18 protein-coding genes and 1 pseudogene are annotated in these 24,121 nt (G+C 72.5%); 12 read left to right on the top strand and 7 right to left on the bottom strand.

Annotation, left to right across the window (positions count from 1 at the left end; genetic code table 11):
• Positions 1 to 12: 12 nt before the first annotated feature.
• The 4 genes from ACIRO3_RS27600 to ACIRO3_RS27585 are packed head-to-tail and all read left to right on the top strand — an operon-like array spanning position 13 to position 3,757.
• Positions 13 to 1,017, top strand: a complete 1,005-nt coding sequence (locus ACIRO3_RS27600; protein WP_361774708.1) for a proline racemase family protein — start codon at positions 13 to 15, stop codon at positions 1,015 to 1,017.
• Positions 1,014 to 2,051 (top strand): proline racemase family protein, encoded by a 1,038-nt coding sequence (locus ACIRO3_RS27595; protein WP_404141323.1) that lies wholly within the window; start codon positions 1,014 to 1,016, stop codon positions 2,049 to 2,051. The genes ACIRO3_RS27600 and ACIRO3_RS27595 overlap by 4 nt, the downstream gene beginning before the upstream one ends.
• Before the next feature lie 23 nt (positions 2,052 to 2,074).
• Positions 2,075 to 2,992, top strand: a complete 918-nt coding sequence (locus tag ACIRO3_RS27590; protein WP_404141441.1) for an ornithine cyclodeaminase family protein — start codon at positions 2,075 to 2,077, stop codon at positions 2,990 to 2,992.
• 54 nt (positions 2,993 to 3,046) lie between these two features.
• Entirely contained in the window at positions 3,047 to 3,757 is a 711-nt protein-coding gene (locus tag ACIRO3_RS27585) for a GntR family transcriptional regulator (protein ID WP_404141321.1), read from the top strand.
• A 54-nt stretch (positions 3,758 to 3,811) separates the two neighbouring features.
• Here the strand turns inward: ACIRO3_RS27585 and ACIRO3_RS27580 are convergent, their stop codons facing one another.
• Both ACIRO3_RS27580 and ACIRO3_RS27575 read right to left on the bottom strand, forming a co-directional pair.
• On the bottom strand, positions 3,812 to 4,069 hold the full coding sequence (locus ACIRO3_RS27580) for a hypothetical protein (protein WP_404141320.1): 258 nt from the start codon (positions 4,067 to 4,069) through the stop codon (positions 3,812 to 3,814).
• Complete coding sequence (locus ACIRO3_RS27575; RefSeq protein ID WP_404141318.1) at positions 4,056 to 4,328, bottom strand: DUF6400 family protein; 273 nt, start codon at positions 4,326 to 4,328, stop codon at positions 4,056 to 4,058. The genes ACIRO3_RS27580 and ACIRO3_RS27575 overlap by 14 nt, the downstream gene beginning before the upstream one ends.
• Positions 4,329 to 4,531: 203 nt before the next feature.
• On the opposite strand from ACIRO3_RS27575, the gene ACIRO3_RS27570 reads away from it, so the two are divergent.
• From ACIRO3_RS27570 to ACIRO3_RS27550, 5 genes are read left to right on the top strand one after another with little or no spacing between them, the layout of a single operon-like run.
• A complete protein-coding gene (locus ACIRO3_RS27570; RefSeq protein WP_404141316.1) occupies positions 4,532 to 6,277 on the top strand; it encodes an ABC transporter substrate-binding protein in 1,746 nt (581 codons plus the stop codon).
• Between the two features lie 33 nt (positions 6,278 to 6,310).
• Positions 6,311 to 7,357, top strand: a complete 1,047-nt coding sequence (locus ACIRO3_RS27565; protein ID WP_404141314.1) for an ABC transporter permease — start codon at positions 6,311 to 6,313, stop codon at positions 7,355 to 7,357.
• Positions 7,354 to 8,340: an ABC transporter permease gene (locus ACIRO3_RS27560; protein ID WP_361774684.1), complete on the top strand. Its 987-nt coding sequence runs from the start codon at positions 7,354 to 7,356 to the stop codon at positions 8,338 to 8,340. Before ACIRO3_RS27565 ends, ACIRO3_RS27560 begins: the two co-directional genes overlap by 4 nt.
• Complete coding sequence (locus ACIRO3_RS27555) at positions 8,340 to 9,341, top strand: ABC transporter ATP-binding protein (RefSeq protein WP_404141311.1); 1,002 nt, start codon at positions 8,340 to 8,342, stop codon at positions 9,339 to 9,341. Before ACIRO3_RS27560 ends, ACIRO3_RS27555 begins: the two co-directional genes overlap by 1 nt.
• Positions 9,341 to 10,351, top strand: a complete 1,011-nt coding sequence (locus ACIRO3_RS27550) for an ABC transporter ATP-binding protein (protein WP_404141309.1) — start codon at positions 9,341 to 9,343, stop codon at positions 10,349 to 10,351. The genes ACIRO3_RS27555 and ACIRO3_RS27550 overlap by 1 nt, the downstream gene beginning before the upstream one ends.
• A 115-nt stretch (positions 10,352 to 10,466) precedes the next feature.
• On the opposite strand, the pseudogene ACIRO3_RS27545 reads toward ACIRO3_RS27550, so the two are convergent.
• A pseudogene (locus tag ACIRO3_RS27545) lies at positions 10,467 to 12,557 on the bottom strand (prolyl oligopeptidase family serine peptidase).
• A 149-nt stretch (positions 12,558 to 12,706) separates the two neighbouring features.
• Here ACIRO3_RS27545 and ACIRO3_RS27540 point away from each other — a divergent pair.
• Positions 12,707 to 14,188, top strand: coding sequence for an MFS transporter (locus ACIRO3_RS27540; RefSeq protein ID WP_404141439.1), 1,482 nt, complete (start codon positions 12,707 to 12,709; stop codon positions 14,186 to 14,188).
• A gap of 27 nt (positions 14,189 to 14,215) precedes the next feature.
• On the opposite strand, the gene ACIRO3_RS27535 is transcribed toward ACIRO3_RS27540, so the two are convergent.
• The 4 genes from ACIRO3_RS27535 to ACIRO3_RS27520 form a co-directional block, all read right to left on the bottom strand.
• Positions 14,216 to 15,628, bottom strand: coding sequence for a cytochrome P450 (locus ACIRO3_RS27535; protein ID WP_404141308.1), 1,413 nt, complete (start codon positions 15,626 to 15,628; stop codon positions 14,216 to 14,218).
• An 82-nt stretch (positions 15,629 to 15,710) separates the two neighbouring features.
• Positions 15,711 to 16,226, bottom strand: coding sequence for an NUDIX domain-containing protein (locus ACIRO3_RS27530; protein ID WP_404141307.1), 516 nt, complete (start codon positions 16,224 to 16,226; stop codon positions 15,711 to 15,713).
• Between the two features lie 177 nt (positions 16,227 to 16,403).
• Positions 16,404 to 17,933 carry a helix-turn-helix domain-containing protein gene (locus tag ACIRO3_RS27525; protein ID WP_404141305.1) on the bottom strand — a complete coding sequence of 510 codons (1,530 nt, stop codon included), beginning with the start codon at positions 17,931 to 17,933 and terminating at the stop codon, positions 16,404 to 16,406.
• A 166-nt stretch (positions 17,934 to 18,099) separates the two neighbouring features.
• Entirely contained in the window at positions 18,100 to 19,992 is a 1,893-nt protein-coding gene (locus ACIRO3_RS27520) for an amidohydrolase (RefSeq protein ID WP_404141303.1), read from the bottom strand.
• A gap of 241 nt (positions 19,993 to 20,233) precedes the next feature.
• On the opposite strand from ACIRO3_RS27520, the gene ACIRO3_RS27515 reads away from it, so the two are divergent.
• On the top strand, positions 20,234 to 21,235 hold the full coding sequence (locus ACIRO3_RS27515; RefSeq protein WP_404141302.1) for a LacI family DNA-binding transcriptional regulator: 1,002 nt from the start codon (positions 20,234 to 20,236) through the stop codon (positions 21,233 to 21,235).
• Between the two features lie 155 nt (positions 21,236 to 21,390).
• On the top strand, positions 21,391 to 24,105 hold the full coding sequence (gene acnA / locus ACIRO3_RS27510; protein WP_361774662.1) for an aconitate hydratase AcnA: 2,715 nt from the start codon (positions 21,391 to 21,393) through the stop codon (positions 24,103 to 24,105).
• Positions 24,106 to 24,121: the final 16 nt, after the last annotated feature.

Genomic DNA, 24,121 nt, shown 5'->3' with positions numbered 1-24,121 from the left:
GCGGGAGTCCCCATGCGTACGCGCAACATCTACCACGCGGTCGACTCGCACACCGAGGGCATGCCGACCCGGGTGATCACCGGAGGCGTCGGGGTGATCCCCGGGGCCACCATGGCGCAGAAGCGGCTGCACTTCATCGAGCACCTGGACCACGTCCGCACCCTGCTCATGTACGAGCCGCGCGGACACTCCGCGATGAGCGGCGCGATCCTCCAGCCTCCCACCCGGCCCGACGCCGACTTCGGCGTGCTCTACATCGAGGTGTCGGGTCTGCTCCCCATGTGTGGGCACGGCACCATCGGGGTCGCCACCGTGCTGGTCGAAACCGGCATGGTGCCGGTCGTCGAACCGGTCACCACCGTCCGCCTCGACACCCCGGCCGGGCTGGTGAGCGTGGACGTCCGGGTCGAGGACGGCGCGGCCCGCGCCGCCACCTTCACCAACGTTCCCGCCTTCAGCGTCGGCCTCGACCTGAAGACCGAGGTACCCGGCCTCGGCACCGTCACCCACGACCTCGCCTACGGAGGCAACTTCTACGCCTTCGTCGAACTCGACGCCCTCGGACTCCCCTTCGACCGGGCCCGCGGCGACGAACTCCTCGCCGCCGGGCTCGCCGTCATGGACGCCATCAACGCCTCGGACGACCGCCCCGTCCACCCCGAGGACCCCTCCATCGCCGGCGTCAAGCACGTCTACCTCGCCGCCCCCGGGTCCGACGCCCGCCGCTCCCGGCACGCCATGGCGATCCACCCCGGCTGGTTCGACCGCTCGCCCTGCGGTACGGGCACCAGCGCGCGGATGGCCCAACTGCACGCCCGCGGCCTGCTGGAGCAGGGCGCCGACTTCGTCAACGAGTCCTTCATCGGCACCGAGTTCACCGGCAGGCTGATCGGGGAGACCACCGTCGCAGGAATCCCGGCGGTCGTCCCCACCGTCACCGGTCGGGCGTGGATCACGGGCACCGCCCAGTACTTCCTCGACCCGTCCGACCCCTTCCCCGGGGGGTTCCTCCTGTGAGCACCGCGCCCCGCCCGGTCCACACCGTCGACTACCACACCGCCGGCGAACCCTTCCGGATCGTCTGCGACGGCCTCCCGCAGATCCCCGGCGACACCGTCGCCGAGCGCTGCGCCACCGCCGTCGGGCCCGGCGGCTCCGGGACGGCCCCCCGCCGGGGCGCGCTGGACGACGTACGGCGCCTGCTGGTGCGGGAGCCGCGCGGGCACGCGGGGATGTACGGAGGTTTCGTCGTGCCCCCGGACGACGACGGCGCCCACTTCGGGGTGCTGTTCTGGCACAAGGACGGCTACTCCACTGCCTGCGGGCACGGCGCCATGGCCCTCGGCGCGTGGGCCGTGGACAGCGGCCGGGTCCCCGCCCCGGACACCGGTGACGCGCACGTCCGCATCGACGTGCCCTCGGGGCGGGTCGGCGTCACCGTGCACCGCGAGGCGGGCCGCACCGCCGGGATCACCTTCCGCAACGTCCCGGCCCGGATCGGCGCCCGCAAGGTCCCGGTGGCCACCACCCTCGGCCCGGTCGAAGTGGACCTCGCGCACGCCGGCGCCTGCTACGCCGCGGTCCGCGCGCGCGACCTGGGACTGGAGGTCTCCCGCGCCGCGCTGCCCGAACTGGTCCGCGCCGGACGGGAGATCAAGGCCGCCCTCGCCACCCACCCCGGGACCTGGCACCCCGACGGGCCGCTGCTCTCCGGGGTGTACGGGGTGATCCTCCACGAGGAGCTGGCGGACACCCCCCGGGGGCCGCACCAGCGCAACGTGACCGTCTTCGCCGACGGGCAGGTCGACCGCTCACCCTGCGGCTCCGGAACCTCGGCCCGGCTCGCGCTGCTGGCCGAGGACGGGCGGCTGGGCCCGGGGGAGGAACTGCTGCACGAGTCCGTCGTGGGCACGGTGTTCACCGGCCGGCTCCTGCCCGCCACCGCCCCCGACGCACCGGTCACCGAGGTCACCGGCACCGCCCACCGCACCGGCGAACACACCTTCACCGTCGACCCGTACGACGACCTGGGCACCGGGTTCCTGCTGTGATCCCCCAGTGGACCGCCGCGCGGATGGCCGGCCTGCTCACACCGGCCGCGGCGGCGGACGCCCTGGCCGACGCGCTGCGGGCCGGGTTCGACCCGGAGACCTGCCCGCCCCGAACCGCCCTGCCCGTGCCCGGCGGGGAGTTGCTGCTGATGCCGGCCGCGTTCGGGGGGTACGCCGGGGTGAAGGTCGCCGGGGTGGCGCCCGGGAACCCCGTACGCGGCCTGCCCCGGATCACCGGCTCGTACCTGCTCCTCGACGGGTCCACGCTCAGCCCGCTCGCCCACTTCGACGGGGCCGCCCTGACCGCCCTGCGCACCCCGGCGGTGTCGGCGCTCGCGCTGCGGTACCTCGCCCCGGGGGACCGGCCGCCGCGCATGGTCCTCTTCGGGTCGGGCCCGCAGGCGTACGGGCATCTCGAAGCCGTCCTGGCCGTGCGCCGGCCCGCGGACGTCGTCGTGGTGGCCCGCGATCCCGCGGGCGCCGGGAAACTGGCCGCGCACGCCCGGGACCTGGGGCTCACGGCCCGGACGGGCACGGCGTCGGCGGTGGCGGACGCCGACCTGATCGTCTGCTGCACCACGGCCCGCGAACCCCTCTTCGACGGCCGGCTCGTCGCCCCGGGCGCCACCGTCGTCGCCGTGGGCTCCCACGAGCCGGACGCCCGGGAGACGGACAGCGCGCTGGTGCGGCGCGCGGTCGTGTACGTGGAGTCCCGCGCGGCGGCCCTGCGCGAGGCGGGGGACCTGCTGGTCCCGGAGGCGGAAGGCCTCCTGGGGGCCGGCCACGTCGCGGGCACCCTGGCCGACCTGGTCGCGGGACGCCTCCCGCCGCCGGGGCGGGCGGATTCCCCGCGACTCTTCAAGAGCGTGGGCATGGCCTGGGAGGATCTTGCCGTGGCGGTCGCCCTGTTCCGGGCCGCCGGGGCGGGCGGCGCAACGTGACATTGTACGCTGGCCTCTGCTCGCCGCTGGTGTAGTGGTCTCGGAGGAAACGCAATGGGTGACCTGAAGCAGCACAGTCTCATCAAGGCCCAGGAACGACTCCGGGACCAGGTCGGCCATGCCCTGCGAGCGGCGCTCATCGCGGGCGAACTGCGCCCCGGGAGCGTGTACTCCGCCCCCGGCCTCGCCGCCGAACTGGGCGTCTCGGCCACCCCGGTGCGCGAGGCCATGCTCGACCTGGCCCGCGAGGGGCTGGTCGAACCGGTCCGCAACAAGGGCTTCCGGATCACCGAGGTCAGCGAACGCGACCTCGACCAGTACACCGAACTGCGCACGATGATCGAGGTCCCGACCATCGGCCGGATCACCGAGATCGCCACCCGCGAGCAACTGGAGGCGCTGCGCCCCGTCGCGCTGGAGATCGTCACCAACGCCCGGGAGCACAACCTCATCGGCTACCTGGAGGCGGACCGCCGCTTCCACCTGGGCCTGCTGGCCCTCGCCGGCAACGACCGGCTCGTCGAGACGGTCGGCGACCTGCGCAAGCGCTCCCGGCTCTACGGCCTGACCGGCCTGGACGAGGCCGGGAAGCTGGTCTCCTCCGCCGAGGAGCACATCGAGCTGCTCGACCTCATGATCAGCGGCGACGCCGAGGCCGCCCAGGCGTGCATGGTCCGCCACCTCGGCCACGTGCGCTCGCTCTGGGCGCAGGGCCGCGACGAGCCGGTCGGGCGCACGCCGGGCCGGCTCGGCTCGGGCGTCTGAAGCCGCCCGGAGCGGGCCGCCCCGCACGGTCCGGTCCGTCCCCCGCCGCCGCGGTCAGGAGCGTGAGCGACCGCTGGTGACCCGGCTCCACAGGGAGCGGGTGGCGCCGAAGCCGCTCTCGTGCGCCCAGACGTGGGTGCAGGCCGGGCACTGCAGGTGGAGCAGGCTCCCGTGGTTGGAGAGCAGGTAGCGCCAGTGGGCGGAACACGTCCGGCGCTGCCCGCACGGCGCGCAGTCGCGGTCGTCCGCACAGCTCGGGCAGGGCACCCAGGCGCGGCGCCCGGGATCCGCCTGCGGGTCAAGCGGCAGCACGGCCGCCCCCGCGCGGGGGGAGGACGCCGGCCGCGACGAGCCGGTCGTGCACGCGCTGCTGCTCCTCGTCAAGGCCGGAGTAGAGCAGGTCGTACGCCGCCTCCTCGCCGCGGAGCACCTCGACGGGGTCCCACGCGTCGCCGAGGGCGTCCAGGACGTGGGCCCGCCGGAGCACCTCGTGCGAGGTGAGGTCGACGTCGAACCCGACGAGCGCCGGCGCGTCCGGGTCGGTGAAGGGGGTGGGGTCATGTGGGGGCATACGGTCGAACTTAGGTAACCCTTTCTTCTCGCGGCAAGAGGGGGTGGGGCATGTCACAGCGGGCCGGCGGGGCTCTGGGGGACCCGTCGTCCGCTCCTTTTGAACACGGCTGGGTAACGGCGTGACCGAACCCTTGTCAGTGCAATTTCACATTACTATGTTACCGGTCACATCGTAGCGAGCGCCCCTCACTGGAGTGACCCATGACCAAGCGCACCCAACTCGCCCTCGCCACCGCTCTGGTGGCGGCACTCGCCGTCGGCGCCTCGGGGTGCTCCGACGCCGGCGGGAAGGGCTCCGCCGGGGGGCCCGCCGCCAACCCCGCCGCGGCCAACGAGGGCAAGACGCTCGGCGGCACGCCGAGCAAGGGCGGCACCCTGACCGTCCTGTCCAACCAGGACTTCTCCCACCTCGACCCGGCGCGCAACTGGACGATGCCGACCATGGACTTCGGCACCCGCCTGCTCTACCGCACCCTCGTCACCTTCAAGGCCGAACCCGGCAAGGCGGGCAGCGAGTTGGTGCCCGACCTCGCGACCGACCTCGGCACCCCGTCCAACGGCGGCAGAACCTGGACCTTCACCCTCAAGGAAGGCGTCAAGTACGAGGACGGAACCCCCGTCCGGGCCCAGGACGTCAAGTACAACGTCGAGCGCTCCTTCGCCCCCGACCTCACCGGCGGACCCGACTACGCCGCCCAGTACCTGGCCGGCGGCGAGACCTACAAGGGTCCGCTCCAGGGGAAACACCTCGACTCGATCAAGACGCCCGACGACCGCACGATCGTCTTCGAACTGAGGCGCCCAGTCGCCGACTTCTCCGCCACCGCCACCCTCCCGACCTTCGCACCGGTCCCGCAGTCCAAGGAGGCGGGCACCCGCTACGACGCGCGCCCGTTCTCCTCCGGGCCCTACAAGATCGAGTCCTACGACCGCGACAAGAAGCTGGTCCTGGTCCGCAACGAACACTGGGACGCCCGCACCGACACCGTCCGCAAGGCCTACCCCGACCGCTTCGTCGTCGTGATGGGACTCAAGGGCGGCCAGATCGACGACCGCATCATCGCCGGCGAGGGCGCGGACGCCTCCGCCGTCCAGTACTCCGACATGCGGCCCGAGAGCGCGCCGAAGGTCCTGCCCAAGCCGGACGTCAAGGCCCGCCTGCTCGCCGAGTCCCAGGGCTGTACGGAGATGCTCCACCTCAACAACTCCCGCGCCCCCTTCGACGACCCCCGGGTCCGCGAGGCCATGCAGTACGCGGTCGACAAGGAAGCCGTGGTCACGGCCGGAGGCGGGCCCGCCCTCAACGAGGTGGCCACCGCCTACCTGCCCCCGGCCCTCTCCGGCGGCCGGCAGGCCGACACCCTCAAGATCCCGCCCGCCGGCGACCCGGCCAGGGCCAAGGAACTCCTCAAGGCCGCCGGGAAGGAGAAGCTGAAGGTGACCTTCGCCGTCTCCACCGGCGACAAGGGCAAGGCCGAGGCCATCCAACAGGGCCTGTCCCGGGCGGGCGTGGAGGTCGTCATCGACACCATCGACCCGGGCGCGTACTACGACGTCATCGGCGACCTGTCCACCACCCCCGACATGACCCTCGCGGGCTGGTGCCCCGACTACCCCTCCGGCTCCACCTGGATCCCCTTCGTCTTCGACGGACGCACCGTCAAGGACAAGGGCAACCAGGGCAACTACAGCCAGTTCCGCGACGGGGCGACGACGCAGCGGATCGACGAGATCAACGCCATGGCCGACGCCGGCCAGGCCGAGCGGGCCTGGATCGCACTCGACGCGGAGATCATGAAGAAGTCCCCCTCCGTCCCGGTCCTGCTGGAACGCAAGCCCCTGCTCGTCGGCACCAACATCGCGGGCGCCTTCGGCCACCCGGTGTGGACCGGCACCGTCGACTACGCCGCGATCGGCCTCAAGGACCCCTCCAAGAGCCGGGGCTGAGGCCCGACGGACACCCGGAAAGCCCGCCGAGCCATGACCGAGAACCACGCCACCGACCCCCGACCCACCGCCCCCCGACCCACCGACTCCCGACCCGCCGACCGCCGACCCGCCGCCGACAGTCGGCCCGCCGACCTTCCGCCCGCCGACCCCCGATCCGCCGCGGTCAAGGACGTTCCCCCCGGCAGCAGCCCCTGGCAGCTCGCCCGACGCGAGCTCCGCCGCCGCCCCGCCGTGCGCGTCAGCCTCTGCGTCGTCCTCCTCTTCGTCCTGATGGCCGTCGGAGCCCCCTGGCTGGGCTCGCTCGGTGGCTGGTCCCCGAACGAGTTCGACAAGAGCGCCATCGACCCCTACCTCGCGGGACAGCCCCTCGGCTCCTTCGGCGGGATCGGTTCCGCGCACTGGCTGGGCGTCGAACCCGTCACCGGCCGCGACCTGTTCGCCCGTGTCGTGGCCGGCGCCCAGGTCTCCCTCCTGATCGCCTTCGCCGCCACCGCCATCGTGGTGGCGGTCGGCACGGCCGCCGGCATCGCCGCCGGCTTCTTCGGCGGCCGCGTCGACGCGGTGCTCTCCCGCCTGATGGACCTCACCATGTCCTTCCCGTCCCTGATCTTCATGATCGCCATGCTCTCGGTGGCCAAGGACGTCAACCGGATCGTGCTCATGACGGCCGTCATCGGCCTCTTCGGCTGGCCCGGCGTCGCCCGCGTGGTCCGGGGCCAGACCCTCTCCCTCAAGCACCGCGAGTACGTGGACGCCGCCCGCGTCGCCGGCGCCGGCTCCTGGCGCATCCTGACCCGCGACGTCCTCCCGGGCGTCGCCGGCCCGGTCATCGCCTACACCACCCTGCTGATCCCCGGAATGATCAGCACCGAGGCCGCCCTCAGCTACCTCGGTGTCGGCGTCCGTCCACCCACCCCGTCCTGGGGCCAGATGATCGCCGAGTCCGTGGCCTACTACGAGACCGACCCCGTGTACTTCGTCATCCCGAGCGTCTTCCTCTTCCTCGCCGTCCTCGCCTTCACCCTGCTCGGCGACGCCCTGCGCGACATCCTCGACCCGAGGGGCGGCCGGACGTGATCCTCTACCTGGCCCGCCGGCTGCTCGCTCTCGTGGGCGTGCTCCTCGCCATCGCCGCCGTCACCTTCGTCATCTTCCAGGTCCTGCCCTCCGACCCGGCCGCGGCCGCCTGCGGCAAGACCTGCGGCCCCGAACGGCTGGCCGACGTCCGCGCGTACCTCGGCCTCGACCAGCCCCTCTGGAGCCGATTCCTCCACTTCCTCACCGGCATCTTCACCGGCCGCACCCTCGGCACCGGCCCGTACGCCGTCCGGTGCGACTTCCCCTGCCTGGGCTACTCGTACGAGAACTCCCTGCCCGTCTGGGACCTGTTGATGGACCGGCTCCCCGTCTCCGCCTCCCTCGCCGTCGGCGCGGCCGTCCTGTGGCTGGTCCTCGGTCTGGGCGCCGGGGTCACCGCGGCCCTGCGCAAGGACACCGCCACCGACAGGACGTTGATGGTCGGAGCCGTCGCCGCCGCCTCGCTGCCCGTGTACTTCACCTCGGTGATGCTGATCTTCGGGGTCATCCGCGTCGCGGGACTGTTGCCCTACCCGACCTACCGGGCCCTCGCCGACGACCCGCTCGGCTGGGCCTCCAACCTGCTCCTGCCCTGGACCGCGCTCGCCCTGCTCTACGCGGCCATGTACGCCCGCCAGAGCCGGGGCTCGATGATCGAGGCGATGGCCGAGCCGTACATCCGTACCGCCCGCGCCAAGGGGATGCCCGAACGCACCGTCGTGGTCAAACACGGACTGCGCTCCGGGATGACCCCCCTCCTCACCATCTTCGGCATGGACCTCGGCGGACTGCTCGCCGGCGCCGTCATCACCGAGTCGATCTTCGGGCTCCCCGGTGTCGGGCGGCTCTTCTACGGGGCGCTCGTCAGCTCCGACCAGCCCGTGGTCCTCGGGGTCACGCTGCTGGCCGCCTTCTTCATCGTCCTCGCCAATCTCGCCGTGGACCTCCTGTACGCCGTCGTCGACCCGAGGGTGAGGTACTGATGGACGCCCCCGCACCACCGCCACCACTGCTCGAAGTGCGCGACCTGCGCGTCACGTTCACCACCCCGCGCGGAGTCGTACGGGCCGTGGACTCGCTCGGCTTCACCGTCGAGGCCGGCCGCACCCTCGGCATCGTCGGGGAGTCCGGCTCGGGCAAGTCCGTCACCTCCCTCGCCGTCATGGGTCTGCACCGCGGCGCCGAGGTCGGCGGCTCCGTCGCCCTCGACGGACAGGAACTCACCGGGATGTCCGAGAAGCGGCTGTCCCGGATCCGCGGCCGCCGGATGGCCATGATCTTCCAGGACCCGCTGAGCAGCCTGCACCCCTACTACACCGTCGGCGAGCAGATCGCCGAGCACGTCCGCGTGCACCTGCGCTCCGGGCGGGCCGCCGCGCGCAAACGGGCGGTCGACATGCTCGGCGAGGTCGGCATCCCCGAACCGGCCCGGCGGGCGGGGGAGTACCCGCACCAGTTCTCCGGCGGCATGCGCCAGCGCGCCATGATCGCGATGGCCCTGGCCTGCGAACCGGACCTGCTGATCGCCGACGAGCCGACGACCGCGCTCGACGTCACGGTGCAGGCCCAGATCCTGGAGCTGATCGCCCGGCTCCAGCAGGACCGGGGCCTCGGCGTCGTGATGATCACCCACGACCTGGGGGTGGTGGCCCGCGTCGCCCACGAGGTGCTCGTCATGTACGGCGGCCGGGTCGCCGAACACGCCGGGGTGGACGCGCTGTTCGCCGATCCCGCGCACCCCTACACCCGCGGGCTGCTGGACTCGCTGCCCCGGCTGGACGACCCGGACGACGCCCCGCTGCGGGCCATCGCCGGGTCCCCGCCCTCCCCGGCGGCCCAGGCGCCGGGCTGTGCCTTCGCCCCGCGCTGCCCGATGGCCACCGCGCTGTGCACGGACGTACGACCGGACCTCGTGCCGCACGCCGTCGGGCGGACGGTGGCCTGCCACCACGCCGGGGCCCGGTACGCGAAGGAGGTGGCCTGATGGCCGCGCGCACCACCCCGCCCGCCACCCCGCCCACCGCCGCCGACGCCCTGCTGTCCGTACGCGACCTGACCATGACCTTCCCCGGCAGGCGGTCGGTGACCGGGCGCCGGGGGGCGCCCGTGCGCGCCGTCGACGGGGTCTCCTTCGACCTGGCGGCGGGCGAGACCCTCGGGCTGGTCGGGGAATCGGGCTGCGGGAAGTCCACCACCGGCCGGATGCTCGTGCGGCTCCTGGAGCCCACCTCCGGCAGCGTCACCTTCGACGGCCGGGACATCAGCCGGCTCTCCCAGGGAGCGCTGCGTCCCCTGCGGCGCAGCCTCCAGATGGTGTTCCAGGACCCGCACTCCTCCCTCAACCCCCGCCAGACGGTGGCCCGGATCATCTGCGACCCGCTGCTCGTGCAGGGCTGGTCGGCGGCCGATGCCAGGCGCAGGGCGGTCGAACTGATGGAACTGGTCGGCCTCGTCCCCGAGCACGTCGACCGGTACCCGCACGAGTTCTCCGGCGGTCAGGCCCAACGCGTGGGGATCGCGCGGTCGTTGGCGACCGCACCCCGGCTGGTCATCGCGGACGAGCCCGTCTCCGCCCTGGACGTCTCCGTGCAGGCGCAGATCGTCAACCTGCTGGAGCGGCTGCGCGCGGAGCTGGGCCTGGCGTACGTGTTCATCGCGCACGACCTCTCCGTGGTCAAGCGGATCAGCGACCGGGTCGCCGTCATGTACCTGGGCCGGATCGTCGAGATCGGCGACAAGCGCGCCCTGTACGAGAACCCCCAACACCCCTACACCCGCGCCCTGCTGTCCGCCGTGCCGCTGCCGGACCCGGCCGCCGAGCGGCGGCGCGAGCGGATCGTGCTCCTCGGCGATCCACCGAGCCCGGCCGCCCCGCCGGCCGGCTGCGCCTTCCACCCGAGGTGCCCGAAGGCGCGGGAGATCTGCCGTACGGAGAGGCCTCTGCTCCGGGCCGCCGCCTCGCGCGAGGTGGCCTGTCACTTCCCGGGTGACTGACGGGGATCCCAGGGAAGGGAGAACGAAGGGCCCCGGAGCCGACACGATCGACTCCGGGGCCCTTCGCCTCGTCACGGTCCGTTCGCCCCCCGTCCCGTTGCCGCCGGTCCGCCTGTCACCGCCGCAACTCGGCGCGGAAGAAGGCGAGTTCCTGGGTCATCACCTTCTCCCGGGTGCCCCCGGGGGTCATGTGGGTGACTCCCGGCAGCGCGAGCAGCCGGTGCGGGCGCCCCGCGTCCGTCAGGGCCCGGGACAGCCGCAGCGTGTGGGAGGGGTGGACGTTGTCGTCGGCCAGGCCGGTGATCAGCAGCAGCGGACGCCGCAGCCCGGGGGCGTCCGCGATCAGCGAGTCGCGGGCGTACGCCTCGGGGCGCTCCCGCGGGAGTCCCAGGTAGCGCTCGGTGTACGCCGTGTCCTAGTGCCGGAAGTCGGTGGGGGCGGCCCCGGCGGCGGCCGCGTGGAAGACGTCCGGACGGCGCAGCACCGCGAGGGCGGACAGGTAGCCGCCGAAGGACCAGCCGCGGATCCCCACCCGGGTGAGGTCGAGGTCGCGGTGGCGTGCGCCGAGGGCCCGCAGGGCCGCGACCTGGTCGTCGAGGACGATCCGGGAGAACCCGCCGTGCACGGCGTGGGTGTGGGCGGGCGAGACGTGGGCGGTGCCCCTGTTGTCGACGGTCACCACCGCGAAGCCCTGGTCGGCCCACCACTGGCGGTGCTGCCAGCGGCGCGGTTCCGCGCTGACGTCCTGCGCGCAGGGGCCGCCGTAGCCGTCCACGAGCACGGGCAGTCGGGTGCCGGGCACATGGCCGCGGGGCAGGACGAGCGCGGTGGGGAGGCCGTGCTCGGTGACCCGTTCCAGCACCGGGACCACCCGGTACGGCAGCGGCTCGGACAGGTCGCCGGGGGTGCACTCCCGTCCGTCCGGGGCGCGTACGGTCCGCCGGATCCCGTCGGCGTCGGCGGACGTCAGCAGCAGGACGCCGGCGGACGCCTGGACGCCGTGCACCCCGGGCCCGTCCGCGACCGGGGTCACCTCGCCCGTCGCGGGGTCGATCAGCAGCACCCGTTGCCCGGCGGGGTCCTGCCCGCCCGCCTCGATCAGCAGCCGGTCCCGGTGGAACCCGGCCACCCGGCGGACCTGGAGCCCGTCCCCGGTGAGCAGCCGTCCGTCGACGGCGAGGGCGCGGGCGGTCCCGCCCGGGGTGTCGGCGGCGGTCAGCATCCGTCCGTCGGGCAGCCGGCCGGGCGTCCCGGGCAGCGGGTCCACCCACAGCGGGTGCGTGGTGCGGGACAGCTCGCGGGTACGGCCGGTCACGGGGTCCGCGCCGAGCAGCAGGACTTCGCGCTGGAGCCGGTCCTGGACGGTCAGCAGGATCTCCTCGGCGGACTCCCAGCCGGCGTCCGAGACGTACGGGTGGGCGACGGCGTCCCAGTCGAGCCGGACGCGCCCCCCGTCCGGCCGGAGCACCCAGAGCGCGACGTCCGCGTTGGGGCCGCCGGCCTCCGGGTACGCGAAGTCCTCGGCCGGCAGCTCCGGGTGTTCCGGGTCCGTGAACCAGCGCCGCCGCAGCGCGGACTCGTCGACCCGGGCGGCGAGCAGGGTGACCCCGTCGGGCGACCACCAGTGGCCCCGGGACCGGCCGAGTTCCTCGGCGGCGGCGAACTCGGCCACGCCCCAGCGGGCGCCGTCGTCGGGGCTGACCCGGCCGCCGGGGGTGACGTACAGGGCGTCGTCGGCGACGTACGCGGTGCGGGAGCCGTCCGCGTTCGGGCGCGGGTCCCAGGCGGGCCCGGCCGCGGGGACCTCCCGCGGCCCGCCGGCGTCCCCGGCGTCCCCGGCGTCCGGGTACGCGACCTCGTACAGCCGCCCGCGCAGGGCGAAGGCGGCGCGCCGGCCGTTCCCGGAGAGGGCGAAGGAGCCGATTCCCGCGGCGACGAGCCGGGTGCGTTCGCGCAGGCGGCGCTCGGCGAGCGGGAGTTCGCCCGGCCCGGTGGATCCCTCGGGGGACAGGGCGCGCGGGTCGGCGAGGAGGGTCTCGGCGCCGGTCGTGGTGTCGAGGGCCCACAGGCCGTCGCAGGCGTCGGTGGGGCCCGTCGAGCGCAGGAACCACAGGAGCCGGCCGTCGTCCCCGAAGGAGAACGCGCGCGGGGCGCCGTGGGTGTACTGGGCGGTGGCCGCGGAGAGTTCGAGGAAAGGGTCATCCATTTCCGTAGTGTGACATGTGAAATATCACACCCGCTAGGCCGTTCGAGTGGTGACCCCCGACATCCGGGCTTAGCGTCGAGAAGGTGGACCCGAACCAACAGCCCGGCGGCGCCGGGACCGACGGCAGGCTCCGAAGCGGGGGGCACACGATCGCCCTGCTGGTGATCGCCTCGTGCCAGCTCATGGTGGTTCTCGACATCACCATCGTGAACATCGCGCTGCCGCACATCCAGACGGCCCTCGGCTTCTCCACCGAAAGCCTCTCCTGGGTCGTCAACGCCTACACGCTGACCTTCGGCGGACTGCTGCTCCTCGGCGGACGCGTCGGCGACATCCTCGGACGCCGGCGCGTGTTCGTCTTCGGCGTGCTGCTCTTCGGCCTGGCCTCGCTCCTGGGCGGATTCGCCCAGAACGAGGGGCAGTTGATGGGCGCCCGCGCCCTCCAGGGCGTCGGCGCCGCAATCGCCTCCCCGACCGCCCTCGCCCTGATCACGAGCACTTTCCGCGAAGGCCCCGAACGCAACCGCGCCTTCGGCGTGTTCGCCGGCGTCTCGGCCGGCGGCGGCGCCATCGGCCTGTTGGCCGGCGGCATCCTCGTGGAATGGCTCAACTGGCGCTGGGTGCTCTTCGTCAACGTCCCCATCGCCCTGATCATCGCCCTCGTGACGCCCCGGGTCATCCGCGAGTCCGAACGTCACGCCGGACACTTCGACCTGGCCGGTGCCCTGCTGTCGACCTTCGGCATGGTCGCGCTGGTCTACGGGTTCATCAGCGCGTCCCAGGAGGGCTGGTCGGCTCCGGTGACGCTGGGTTCCTTCGGGGCGGCCGTCGTGCTGTTGACCCTGTTCATCGCCAACGAGCGCCGCTCGCCCCAGCCGATCACCCCGCTGCACATGTTCGCCGACCGCAACCGGGCCGGAACGTACGCGATCATGCTCTTCTTCGCCTGCGCGATCTTCGGCATGTTCTTCTTCCTGACGCTCTTCGTGCAGAACGTGCTGGGCTTCAGCCCCCTGCGGGCCGGCCTCGCCTTCCTGCCGGTCAGCGCGATGATCGCGGTAATGGCGGGGGTCACCTCCCAACTCCTGCCCAAGTACGGGCCGAAGCCGTTCATGGTCACCGGCTCGCTGTGCGCGGCCGGCGGGCTGGCGTGGCTGACGCAGGTCGACATCGACTCCACCTACCTGGGCAGCATCCTGGGCCCGATGCTGCTGTTCAGCGCGGGCATGGGCATGCAGTTCGTCTCCCTGACCCTGATGGCGCTCTCCAACGTCCCCAACCGGGAGTCGGGCGCGGCCTCCGGACTGCTGAACGCCATGCAGCAGGTGGGCGGTTCGCTGGGCCTGTCGATCCTCGTCACGGTCTTCGGCACCGCCGGCCGCAACGAGGCCAAGGACCAGGTGGGCTCCTTCCTGAGCACCGCCACCCCGCAGCAGAAGGCCCTCTTCGCGCGGACGAGGCAGTTCCCGAAACCCTGGAGCGACCAGGTACTCACCTCGGGCGTGAGCGCGGCCTTCGTGGCCGCCGCCGCCTTCACCCTGCTCACCGCGCTGATCGCGCTCTTCGTCATCCAGGTCCGCCCCTCGGACCTGGCGCGGCTCCAGGGAAAACACGCTCCGACGGCGGTCTGAGCACCGCCGCGCTCCCGGTCGAATCCGCTACCCGGCCGCCCTGCGGATCCGGCAGCGCACGGGCCCCCGCGTCCGCAGCGTGATCCCGGCGCTCACCGGCACCACCTCGTCCACGGCCTCGAAGGTGTACTCGCGCAGGACCATCGCCAGCGCGAGCACCGATTCCAGCATCGAGAAGTGCTGCCCGATGCAGGCGCGCGGGCCGCCGCCGAAGGGGAACCAGGCGTAGCGCGGCCGGGCGGCCTCCGCCTCCGGGGTGAACCGCTCGGGGTCGAAGCGGTCCGGGTCCGTCCAGTAGGCGGGGTGGCGGTGCGTCACCCACGGCGCCAGGATCACGTCGGCGCCCGCCGGCACCACATGGCCCCCGACCTCGGTGGCGGCGACGGCCCGGCGGCCGATGACCGGGGCGGCGGGGTAGAGGCGCATGGCCTCCTTGAGTACCCGGGTCAGGTACGGGAGCCGGTCCAGGTCGGCGGCCTGCGGCGTACGGTCGCCCAGTACGCGGAAGATCTCCTCGCGGGCCCGCGCCTGCAGATCGGGGTGGAGGGCCAGCAGGTGCAGGGCGAAGGCGAGGGAGGTCGCGGTCGTCTCGTGCCCCGCGAGCAGGAATATCAGTACCTGGTCGCGCAGTTCGCCGGCGTCGAAGGCCCCGTCGTGGGCACTCTGCGCCGCCGCGAGCAGGGTCAGCAGATCCTCCGCCTCCCCGCCGTCACCCCCGGCCGGGCCGACGCGCCGGCGCTCCGCGATGATCCGGTCGCAGACCCCGTACAGCTCGTCCATCGCGGCGGCGGCCCTCCGGTTGCCCGGAGTGGGCCACGAGCGCGGGATGTTGGCGGGGGAGTAGCCGCGGCGCAGGACGTACTCCGTGATGATCGGGAAGCTCCTGTCGACCACGTCGACGGTGGCGTCCACGTCCGCGCCGAACAGGATGCGGGCCACCGCGCGCAGGGCCAGGTGGGTCATCTCGTCGCAGACGTCCACGATCCCGTCGGTGGCCTCCTCCCAGGAGGTCAGCGTCGAGAGGGTCTCGGCGGCGACCGCGTGCGCGTAGCCGTCCACGCGGCGCCGGGTGAACAGCGGCTGGACCAGCCGGCGCTGGCGCAGGTAGTCCTCGTCCTGACTGGTCAGCAGACCGTTGCCGAAGGATTCCCGGACCTCCTGGTAGAAGGAGTTGTCCTTGCGGAAGTTGGCCGATTCCGACGCCAGGACCTGCTGGGCGCCCTCCGCGGAGAAGACGCAGTACAGCTCGGCGCGCAGCCCCGGGGGACCGGCGGTGATCCGTACGACGTCGCCCTCTTCGCGCCGGGCGCGCAGGTAGGTGCCCAGCGAGTCCGCCTTGAGGTCCGCCAGCGACCCCAGCAGCGGCAGGCCGGCGAGTCCCGGAGGAGCCGTGCCCGCCCCCGCGTCCGCACCGGTGCCCGCGATCTTGTCCGTAGCCATGGTCGGCCCCCGCCCCCTCGACGCCTGCACGAGCAACCGATTCTGCCGGGCCCCGGCCGTCACGGCGAGGGCCCGCACGGCATCAGGCCAGGCGGGACTTCCCGACGACCTGGCGCTCCATGTAGACCACGGTGCCCGCGCGCCGGGCCGCGTCGATCTCCCACAGGCGGTCGAAGTTGACGGGCGTCATGGTCGCCCGCCACTCCTCCATCGTCCGTACGCTCACCTCGGTGTGCTCCGAGGGATCGAGGACGAAGGCGTCGATCTGCTCGTCCGTGAGCGTTCCCCCGTCGAAGACGAAACCGATGTGGTTCGCGGGCCAGGCCGCCCCCTGATGGGAGATGAAGTGCGCGGCCAGCAGGCGCGGCTCGCCCTCGAAGATCATGCCGGTCTCCTCCAGGCACTCGCGCACCGCGCACTGCCAGGGCGTCTCGCCGGGATCCATGTTCCCGCCCGGCCACTGCCAGGTCTCCGTGGCGTACGTGGCCCGCAACTGCACGGGGCGGCCGGCGGTGTCGGTGAAGTAGAGACAGGCGTAACTGGTCGCCCGGGCGATGGTCTCGATGTACTCCGCGGGCGGAAGCCAGACGTTCGCCATGCGGACCCCTTTCACGGCTTGCGGCGTGGACCCCGATTGTCCCGCCCCCGCCCACCGCGTCGGGGCCTCTCGCGAAACCGGCCACCGGTACGGGCGACAACGGCGCAAGAACGACCGGGCCCCCGCTCCTCCACCGACGGAGGAACGGGGGCCCCGGCAAGATCCGGAAGAGACGGCCTAGATGTCCCGGAAGATCTCGATCTGGGCGCCGACCGAGTTGAGGCGCTCGGCCAGTTCCTCGTATCCGCGGTTGATGACGTAGACGTTGCGCAGCACCGAGGTGCCCTCGGCGGCCATCATCGCCAGCAGGACGACCACCGCCGGGCGCAGGGCCGGCGGGCACATCATTTCCGCCGCCCGCCAGCGGGTGGGGCCCTCCACCAGGACACGGTGCGGGTCCAGGAGCTGGAGGCGGCCGCCGAGGCGGTTGAGGTCGGTCAGGTAGATCGCCCGGTTGTCGTACACCCAGTCGTGGATCAGGGTCTGGCCCTGCGCGACGGCGGCGATGGCCGCGAAGAAGGGGACGTTGTCGATGTTCAGCCCGGGGAACGGCATCGGGTGGATCTTGTCGATGGGGGCTTCGAGCTTCGACGGGCGGACCGTCAGGTCCACCAGGCGGGTACGGCCGTTGTCGGCGGTGTACTCGGCGGAGCGGTCGTGGTCCAGGCCCATCTCCTCCAGGACCGCGAGCTCGATCTCCATGAACTCGATCGGGACCCGGCGGATGGTCAGCTCCGACTCCGTGACCACGGCGGCGGCCAGCAGGCTCATCGCCTCGACCGGGTCCTCGGAGGGGGAGTAGTCCACGTCCACGTCGATGTTCGGGACGCCGTGGACGGTGAGGGTGGTGGTGCCGACGCCCTCGACCTTGACGCCGAGCGCCTCCAGGAAGAAGCACAGGTCCTGGACCATGTAGTTGGAGGAGGCGTTGCGGATGACGCTGACACCGTCGTGGCGGGCGGCGGCCAGCAGCGCGTTCTCGGTGACCGTGTCCCCGCGCTCGGTCAGCACGATCGGGCGGTCGGGGGAGACCCCTGCCTCGACCTGCGCGTGGTAGATGCCCTCGGTCGCGGTGATGTCCAGGCCGAACCGGCGCAGGGCGATCATGTGCGGCTCGATGGTGCGGGTGCCGAGGTCGCAACCGCCGGCGTAGGGCAGCTTGAAGTGGTCCATCCGGTGCAGCAGCGGGCCCAGGAACATGATGATGCTCCGGGTCCGGCGGGCCGCGTCCGCGTCCATGGCGTCCATGTCCAGGCGGGTCGGCGGGACGATCTCCAGGTCCACGCCGTCGTTGATCCAGCGGGTGCGCACACCGATGGAGTTCAGCACCTCCAGGAGGCGGTAGACCTCCTCGATGCGGGCCACGCGCCGCAGTACGGTTCGACCCTTGTTGAGCAGTGTGGCGCACAGCAGCGCGACACACGCGTTCTTGCTCGTCTTGACGTCGATGGCGCCGGACAGCCGCCGACCGCCGACGACCCGCAGGTGCATCGGTCCCGCGTAGCCCAGAGAGACGATCTCGCTGTCGAGAGCTTCACCGATTCGGGCGATCATCTCAAGGCTGATGTTTTGATTGCCGCGTTCGATCCGATTCACGGCACTCTGGCTGGTGCCGAGAGCATCGGCAAGCTGACTCTGTGTCCAGCCCCGGTGTTGCCGGGCGTCACGGATGAGCTTGCCGATGCGTACGAGGTAGTCGTCTGCCATGGGTGCACGGTATCTCAGATATGAGATGGTGATCGTGTCGGGTGCGGCAGACGGGTGTCACCGACCGTCAGATCGCATCCCCGCGAGGGGATGCGCGTGGTGCGCGTGGGGTTCGGCGGACCGCCCGGAGGGGATCGCCGAGGCGCTCGGCTCCGGGGCCTGACCGTCAGTGCCCGCAGGCGTGGTGCCGGCCGCCGTGCACCGCCGCGTACGAGGCCGGGCGCGGGGCGGTCCGCGCGCGCGAGGCCCGCGCGGTGGCCGCCCGTCCCGCCGAGGAGTCCGCGTCGTGCACGACGCGACCCCCGACCAGGGTCATCCGTACGCCCGTTCCGCTGATGTCGGCCACCGGGCAGCGGGTCACGTCCCGGTCCAGCAGCACCAGGTCCGCCGCCCTGCCCGCCTCGACCGTGCCCGTCAGGTCCTCCTGGCGCAGTTGCCACGCCGTCCCCGAGGTGTGCATCCGCAGGACCGTGTCCCGACCGAGGCCCTCCAACCGCCGGTACAGCTCGCCCGTGCCGTGGGCGCCCTGCCGGTCGATCGCCGTCCGCAGCTGGTTCCACACCTGGAGCGCGTCCACGGGCCAGTCGGAGCCACCCGTCAGGCGGGCCCCCGCCTTCTCCAGGCTGCGCGCCGGGTACATCCACCGGTGCCGCTCCGGCCCGATGTACGGCAACAGGGCCTCCATCGTCCAGGTGTCCTTCGCGGCCCACTGGAGCTGCATGCAGGCGGCGACGCCGAGCCGCGCGAAGCGCCGCAGGTCCGCCGGGTCGACGAGCTGGAGGTGCGCGATCGCGTTCCGCGGGTCCCGTCGCCCGGTCGCCCGCAGGGCGTACTCGTACCCGTCCAACGCGGTCCGCACCGCCCGGTCCCCGAGCCCGTGGGCGTGCATCTGCCAGCCGGCCGAGTTGAAGGCCGCGGTCAGCCGGCCGTACTCGGCCGCGGAGGTGTACAGCTCGCCCCGGTTCGCCGTCGGCCGGCCGTCGCCGTCCAGGTACGGCTCCAACAGCGCGGCCGTCTGCGCCGGGTGCTCGATGACCCCGTCCAGGAACACCTTGACCATCCCGAACCGCAGGCCCCGCACGCCCTCGAACTCCCGGCGCAGCCCGCGCGCGTACGCCAGGGCGGCCGCGGGATCCTTCGTGTGGCCCACCTCCAGGCGGATGGCCGCCGTGATGCGCTGCGGCAGTCTCCCCGCGTCGGACAGGGCCCGGTACAGCTCCAGCTCGTGCCGCCCGACCAGGGCGTCCATCATCGTCGTCACCCCCGAGGCCGCCGCCAGCCCCAGCACCTCGGCGCAGGCCGCGACCAGTTCCGCGCGCGAGGGCTCCGGCACGTGCCGCTTCACCAGCACCTGGGCGTCGTCCTTGAGCACGCCCGTCGGCCGCCCGTCCGGCCCCTTGACGATCCTGCCGCCGACCGGGTCGGGGGTGGCGGCGGTGATCCCGGCGATCTCCAGGGCCCGCCCGTTGGCCCACAGGTTGTGGCCGTCGCCGCCGACCAGCGCGATCGGCCGCCGGGTGGGCAGGGCGTCCAGCAGCGAGTGGTGCGGGGCGGTGCCGACGGGCAGCAGCCCGACGGGGTTCCAGTCCTCCACGACGAGCCAACCGTCGGGCTCCGCGCCCGGGCCGCCGGTGTCGGCGAGGAAGCCGCGCAGGATCTCGGTGAGTTCGGCCACGGTGGTCTCGGCCCCCTCCAGCGAGGGCCGCAGTGACCGTTCCCCGGCGCCCAGCGGGTGGGTGTGACCGTCGTGGACGCCGCTCATCACGGTGTTCCCGCGGGCGTCGACGACCTCGGTGTCCCGGCCCACGTGACGCCGTACCACCGCGTCGCGGCCGGTGGCCAGGATCCGCCCGTCCCGTCCGACGGCCACCGCCTCCACCGGCGCCCCGCCGGACAGACCGGTGAACACCCGGGCGTTGTGGAACACCAGGGCCGCCGAGCCGCGCCGGGCGGACGGCGCGTCGGCGGCCGAGGCCGGGCCGGCCCCCAGCAGGCCCGCGGCGCCGGCGGCCCCCACGGCGGAGAGGAGTCCCCGGCGGGACAGGGGTGAAGAGGTCATGGCCACTCCCAGAGTCGGTAGGTGGCCTGGACACTCGGTGGTTAACCCCTTAACCGGAACCCGCCCCCGACGACGGAATCCGCACCCGGCACCCGTACCCGGCGTCGGTACCCGGCACCCGGGCCCGGCACCCGCACCCGACGTCGGCAACCGGCACCCCGTCCCCGGCAACCGGCAACCGGCACCCGCACCCGACGGCCGTTCCCTGTACCCGCCGCGCCCCGATCCGTACGATGAACGCGTGCCAGGCCCCGGACCGACCCTCGCCGACATCGCGCGCGCCGCGGAGGTCTCCACCGCGACCGTCTCCCACGCGCTCGGCGGCACCGGCCGGCTCGGCGAGGGCACCCGGCGTCGGGTCCGCGAGGTCGCGGCCGCCCTCGGCTACGGCACCCGGCGCGGCCCGCTCACCCGCTGCCTCGGCATCGCCGTCACCACGTACGCCGGATCTCCCTGGGACTTCGCGGGGGTCGCCTACTTCTCCCGGTTGCTCACCGCCGCCACCTCGGCCGCGCACGCCCGCGGCTACGCCCTGACCACCCTGCCCGCCGCCCGGGGCGGCGATCCCCTCTGGCACACGCTCGCCGTCGACGGGATGCTGCTGCTGGACAGTCCGGCCGGGGACCCGGTGCTCCGGGCCCTGCGGGCGCGCGGCCTGCCGGTGGTCTTCGACGGCCGGCCCGCCGACCCCCGGCCCGGGGACGTGTGGGTGGACAACGACCACGTCGCCACCGCCCGCGAGGTGCTGGACCACCTCGCGGCCTCCGGCGCCCGCCGGATCGCCCTGCACGCCGGGTACGGCCGGGAGTTCTACACGGGGGCCGTCACCGCGGCCTACGCCCGGTGGTGCGCGGAGCGGGGCGCGCCCGAGCTGGTCGTCCCCTTCGATCCCGAGGACGCGCCGGGCCACGCCTTCGACGGCGCCTTCGCCGGCCGTGAGCGGCCCGACGCGGTCTACACGGTGTACGACCCCGGCGGCAGGCAGGTGCTCGCGGCGGCCGCGCGCCACGGCCTGCGGACGCCCGGCGACCTGTTGCTGGTCTGCGCGAGTGAGGATCCCGTGTACGGGGAGAAAGAACTCTCCGTGACCACCGTCACGCTGAATCCCGAGCGGATCGCCGCATGCGCGGTGTCCTTGCTGGTCAAGCTGGTGGAATCCGGACATGCGGAATCCCCCGGCCAACGGACCGTGCCGGCGGGCATGCGGGTGCGCGCCTCGTCCCTTCCCCCGGACATGTACTAGAGTTATCTCGACATCGAGATATCTGCCGAAGGCGTACCGCAGCCGCCCCCGCTGGTAAGGGTTACCTAACTTAGCCTTACCTTAGCGGATTGGCCCAGGGGCGTGGCGGCAGGATTGCGGTAATACGCGCGAATTCATGCATGAAGGAGACTGTCGTGTCGGCGAACAGCTTCGACGCCCGCAGCACGCTGCAGGTGGGCGACGAGTCGTACGAGATCTTCAAGCTGGACAAGGTCGAGGGCTCCGCCCGCCTTCCCTACAGCCTGAAGGTCCTGCTGGAGAACCTGCTCCGTACCGAGGACGGCGCGAACATCACCGCCGACCACATCCGGTCGCTCGGCAACTGGGACTCGCAGGCCCAGCCCAGCGAGGAGATCCAGTTCACGCCGGCCCGCGTGATCATGCAGGACTTCACCGGTGTGCCCTGTGTCGTCGACCTCGCCACCATGCGCGAGGCCGTCAAGGCGCTCGGCGGCGACCCGGCGAAGATCAACCCGCTCTCGCCCGCCGAGATGGTCATCGACCACTCGGTCATCGCCGACAAGTTCGGCACGGCCGACGCGTTCGCCCAGAACGTCGAGCTGGAGTACGGCCGCAACAAGGAGCGCTACCAGTTCCTGCGCTGGGGCCAGACCGCCTTCGACGACTTCAAGGTCGTCCCGCCGGGCACCGGCATCGTCCACCAGGTCAACATCGAGCACCTGGCCCGCACGGTCATGGTCCGAAACGGCCAGGCGTACCCCGACACCCTCGTCGGCACCGACTCGCACACCACGATGGTCAACGGCCTGGGCGTACTGGGCTGGGGCGTCGGCGGCATCGAGGCCGAGGCCGCGATGCTCGGCCAGCCGGTCTCCATGCTGATCCCGCGCGTCGTCGGCTTCAAGCTGACCGGCGAGCTGCCCGCCGGCACCACCGCCACCGACCTCGTGCTGACCATCACCGAGATGCTCCGCAAGCACGGCGTCGTCGGCAAGTTCGTCGAGTTCTACGGTGAGGGCGTCGCCGCCACCTCCCTCGCGAACCGCGCCACCATCGGCAACATGTCGCCGGAGTTCGGCTCCACCGCCGCGGTCTTCCCGATCGACGGCGAGACCCTGAAGTACCTGCGCCTGACCGGCCGCGACGCCCAGCAGGTCGCCCTCGTCGAGGCGTACGCCAAGGAGCAGGGCCTGTGGCTGGACCCGGCCGCCGAGCCGGACTTCTCCGAGAAGCTGGAGCTCGACCTCTCCACGGTCGTCCCCTCCATCGCCGGCCCGAAGCGCCCGCAGGACCGCATCGTCCTCGCCAACGCCTCGCAGCAGTTCGCGCTCGACGTGCGCAACTACGTCAACGACGACGAGGAGGCCGGCAAGGAGTCCTTCCCGGCCTCCGACGCCCCGGCGTCCAGCAACGGCGTGCCGACCAAGCCCACCCCGGTGACCCTGGCCGACGGCACCTCCTTCGAGATCGACCACGGCGCCGTCACCGTCGCCGCGATCACCTCGTGCACCAACACCTCGAACCCCTACGTCATGGTCGCCGCGGCGCTCGTGGCGAAGAAGGCCGTCGAGAAGGGCCTCGCCCGCAAGCCGTGGGTCAAGACCACCCTGGCCCCGGGTTCGAAGGTCGTCACCGACTACTTCGACAAGGCCGGCCTGACCCCGTACCTGGACAAGATGGGCTTCAACCTCGTCGGGTACGGCTGCACCACCTGCATCGGCAACTCGGGTCCGCTGGAGGAGGAGATCTCCAAGGCGATCAACGACGCCGACCTCGCGGTGACCTCGGTCCTCTCGGGCAACCGCAACTTCGAGGGCCGCATCAACCCCGACGTCAAGATGAACTACCTGGCCTCCCCGCCGTTGGTCGTCGCGTACGCCATCGCGGGCTCCATGAAGGTGGACATCACCCGGGACGCCATCGCCACCGACTCCGAGGGCAAGCCGGTCTTCCTCGCGGACATCTGGCCCTCCGAGGCCGAGGTCAACGACGTCGTGGCGAACGCCATCGGCGAGGACATGTTCAACAAGTCCTACCAGGACGTCTTCGCGGGCGACGCCCAGTGGCAGGCGCTGGAGATCCCGACCGGCAACACGTTCGAGTGGGACCCCCAGTCCACCTACGTCCGCAAGCCCCCCTACTTCGAGGGCATGACGATGGAGACCACCCCGGTCTCGGACATCGCCGGCGCCCGCGTCCTGGCCAAGCTGGGCGACTCGGTCACCACCGACCACATCTCCCCGGCCGGCGCCATCAAGGCCGACACCCCGGCCGGCAAGTACCTCACGGAGCACGGCGTCGAGCGCCGCGACTTCAACTCGTACGGTTCCCGTCGAGGCAACCACGAGGTCATGATCCGCGGCACGTTCGCGAACATTCGCCTGCGCAACCAGATCGCCGCGGGCACCGAGGGCGGCTTCACCCGCGACTTCACCGTCGACGGCGCGCCGGTCGCCTTCATCTACGACGCCTCGCAGAACTACCAGGCCGCCGGCATCCCGCTGGTCATCCTGGCGGGCAAGGAGTACGGCTCGGGCTCGTCCCGCGACTGGGCCGCCAAGGGCACCGCGCTGCTCGGCGTCAAGGCCGTCATCGCCGAGTCCTACGAGCGCATCCACCGCTCGAACCTGATCGGCATGGGCGTCCTGCCGCTCCAGTTCCCCGAGGGCGCCACGGCCGCCTCGCTGGGCCTCACCGGCGAGGAGACCTTCGCCTTCACCGGTGTGGAGGAGCTGAACAACGGCACCACCCCGCGCACCGTCAAGGTGACCACCGACACCGGTGTGGAGTTCGACGCGGTCGTCCGCATCGACACGCCGGGCGAGGCGGATTACTACCGCAACGGCGGCATCATGCAGTACGTGCTCCGCAACCTCATCCGAGGCTGATGGCGCGCCGGGCGGA

Origin of the sequence: Streptomyces sp. NPDC102278 (assembly GCF_044766345.1) — a bacterium.
Classification (GTDB): Bacteria; Actinomycetota; Actinomycetes; order Streptomycetales; family Streptomycetaceae; genus Streptomyces.
Note: the sequence above shows the minus strand (reverse complement) of the source record. Positions and strands in the feature narration are given on the sequence as shown.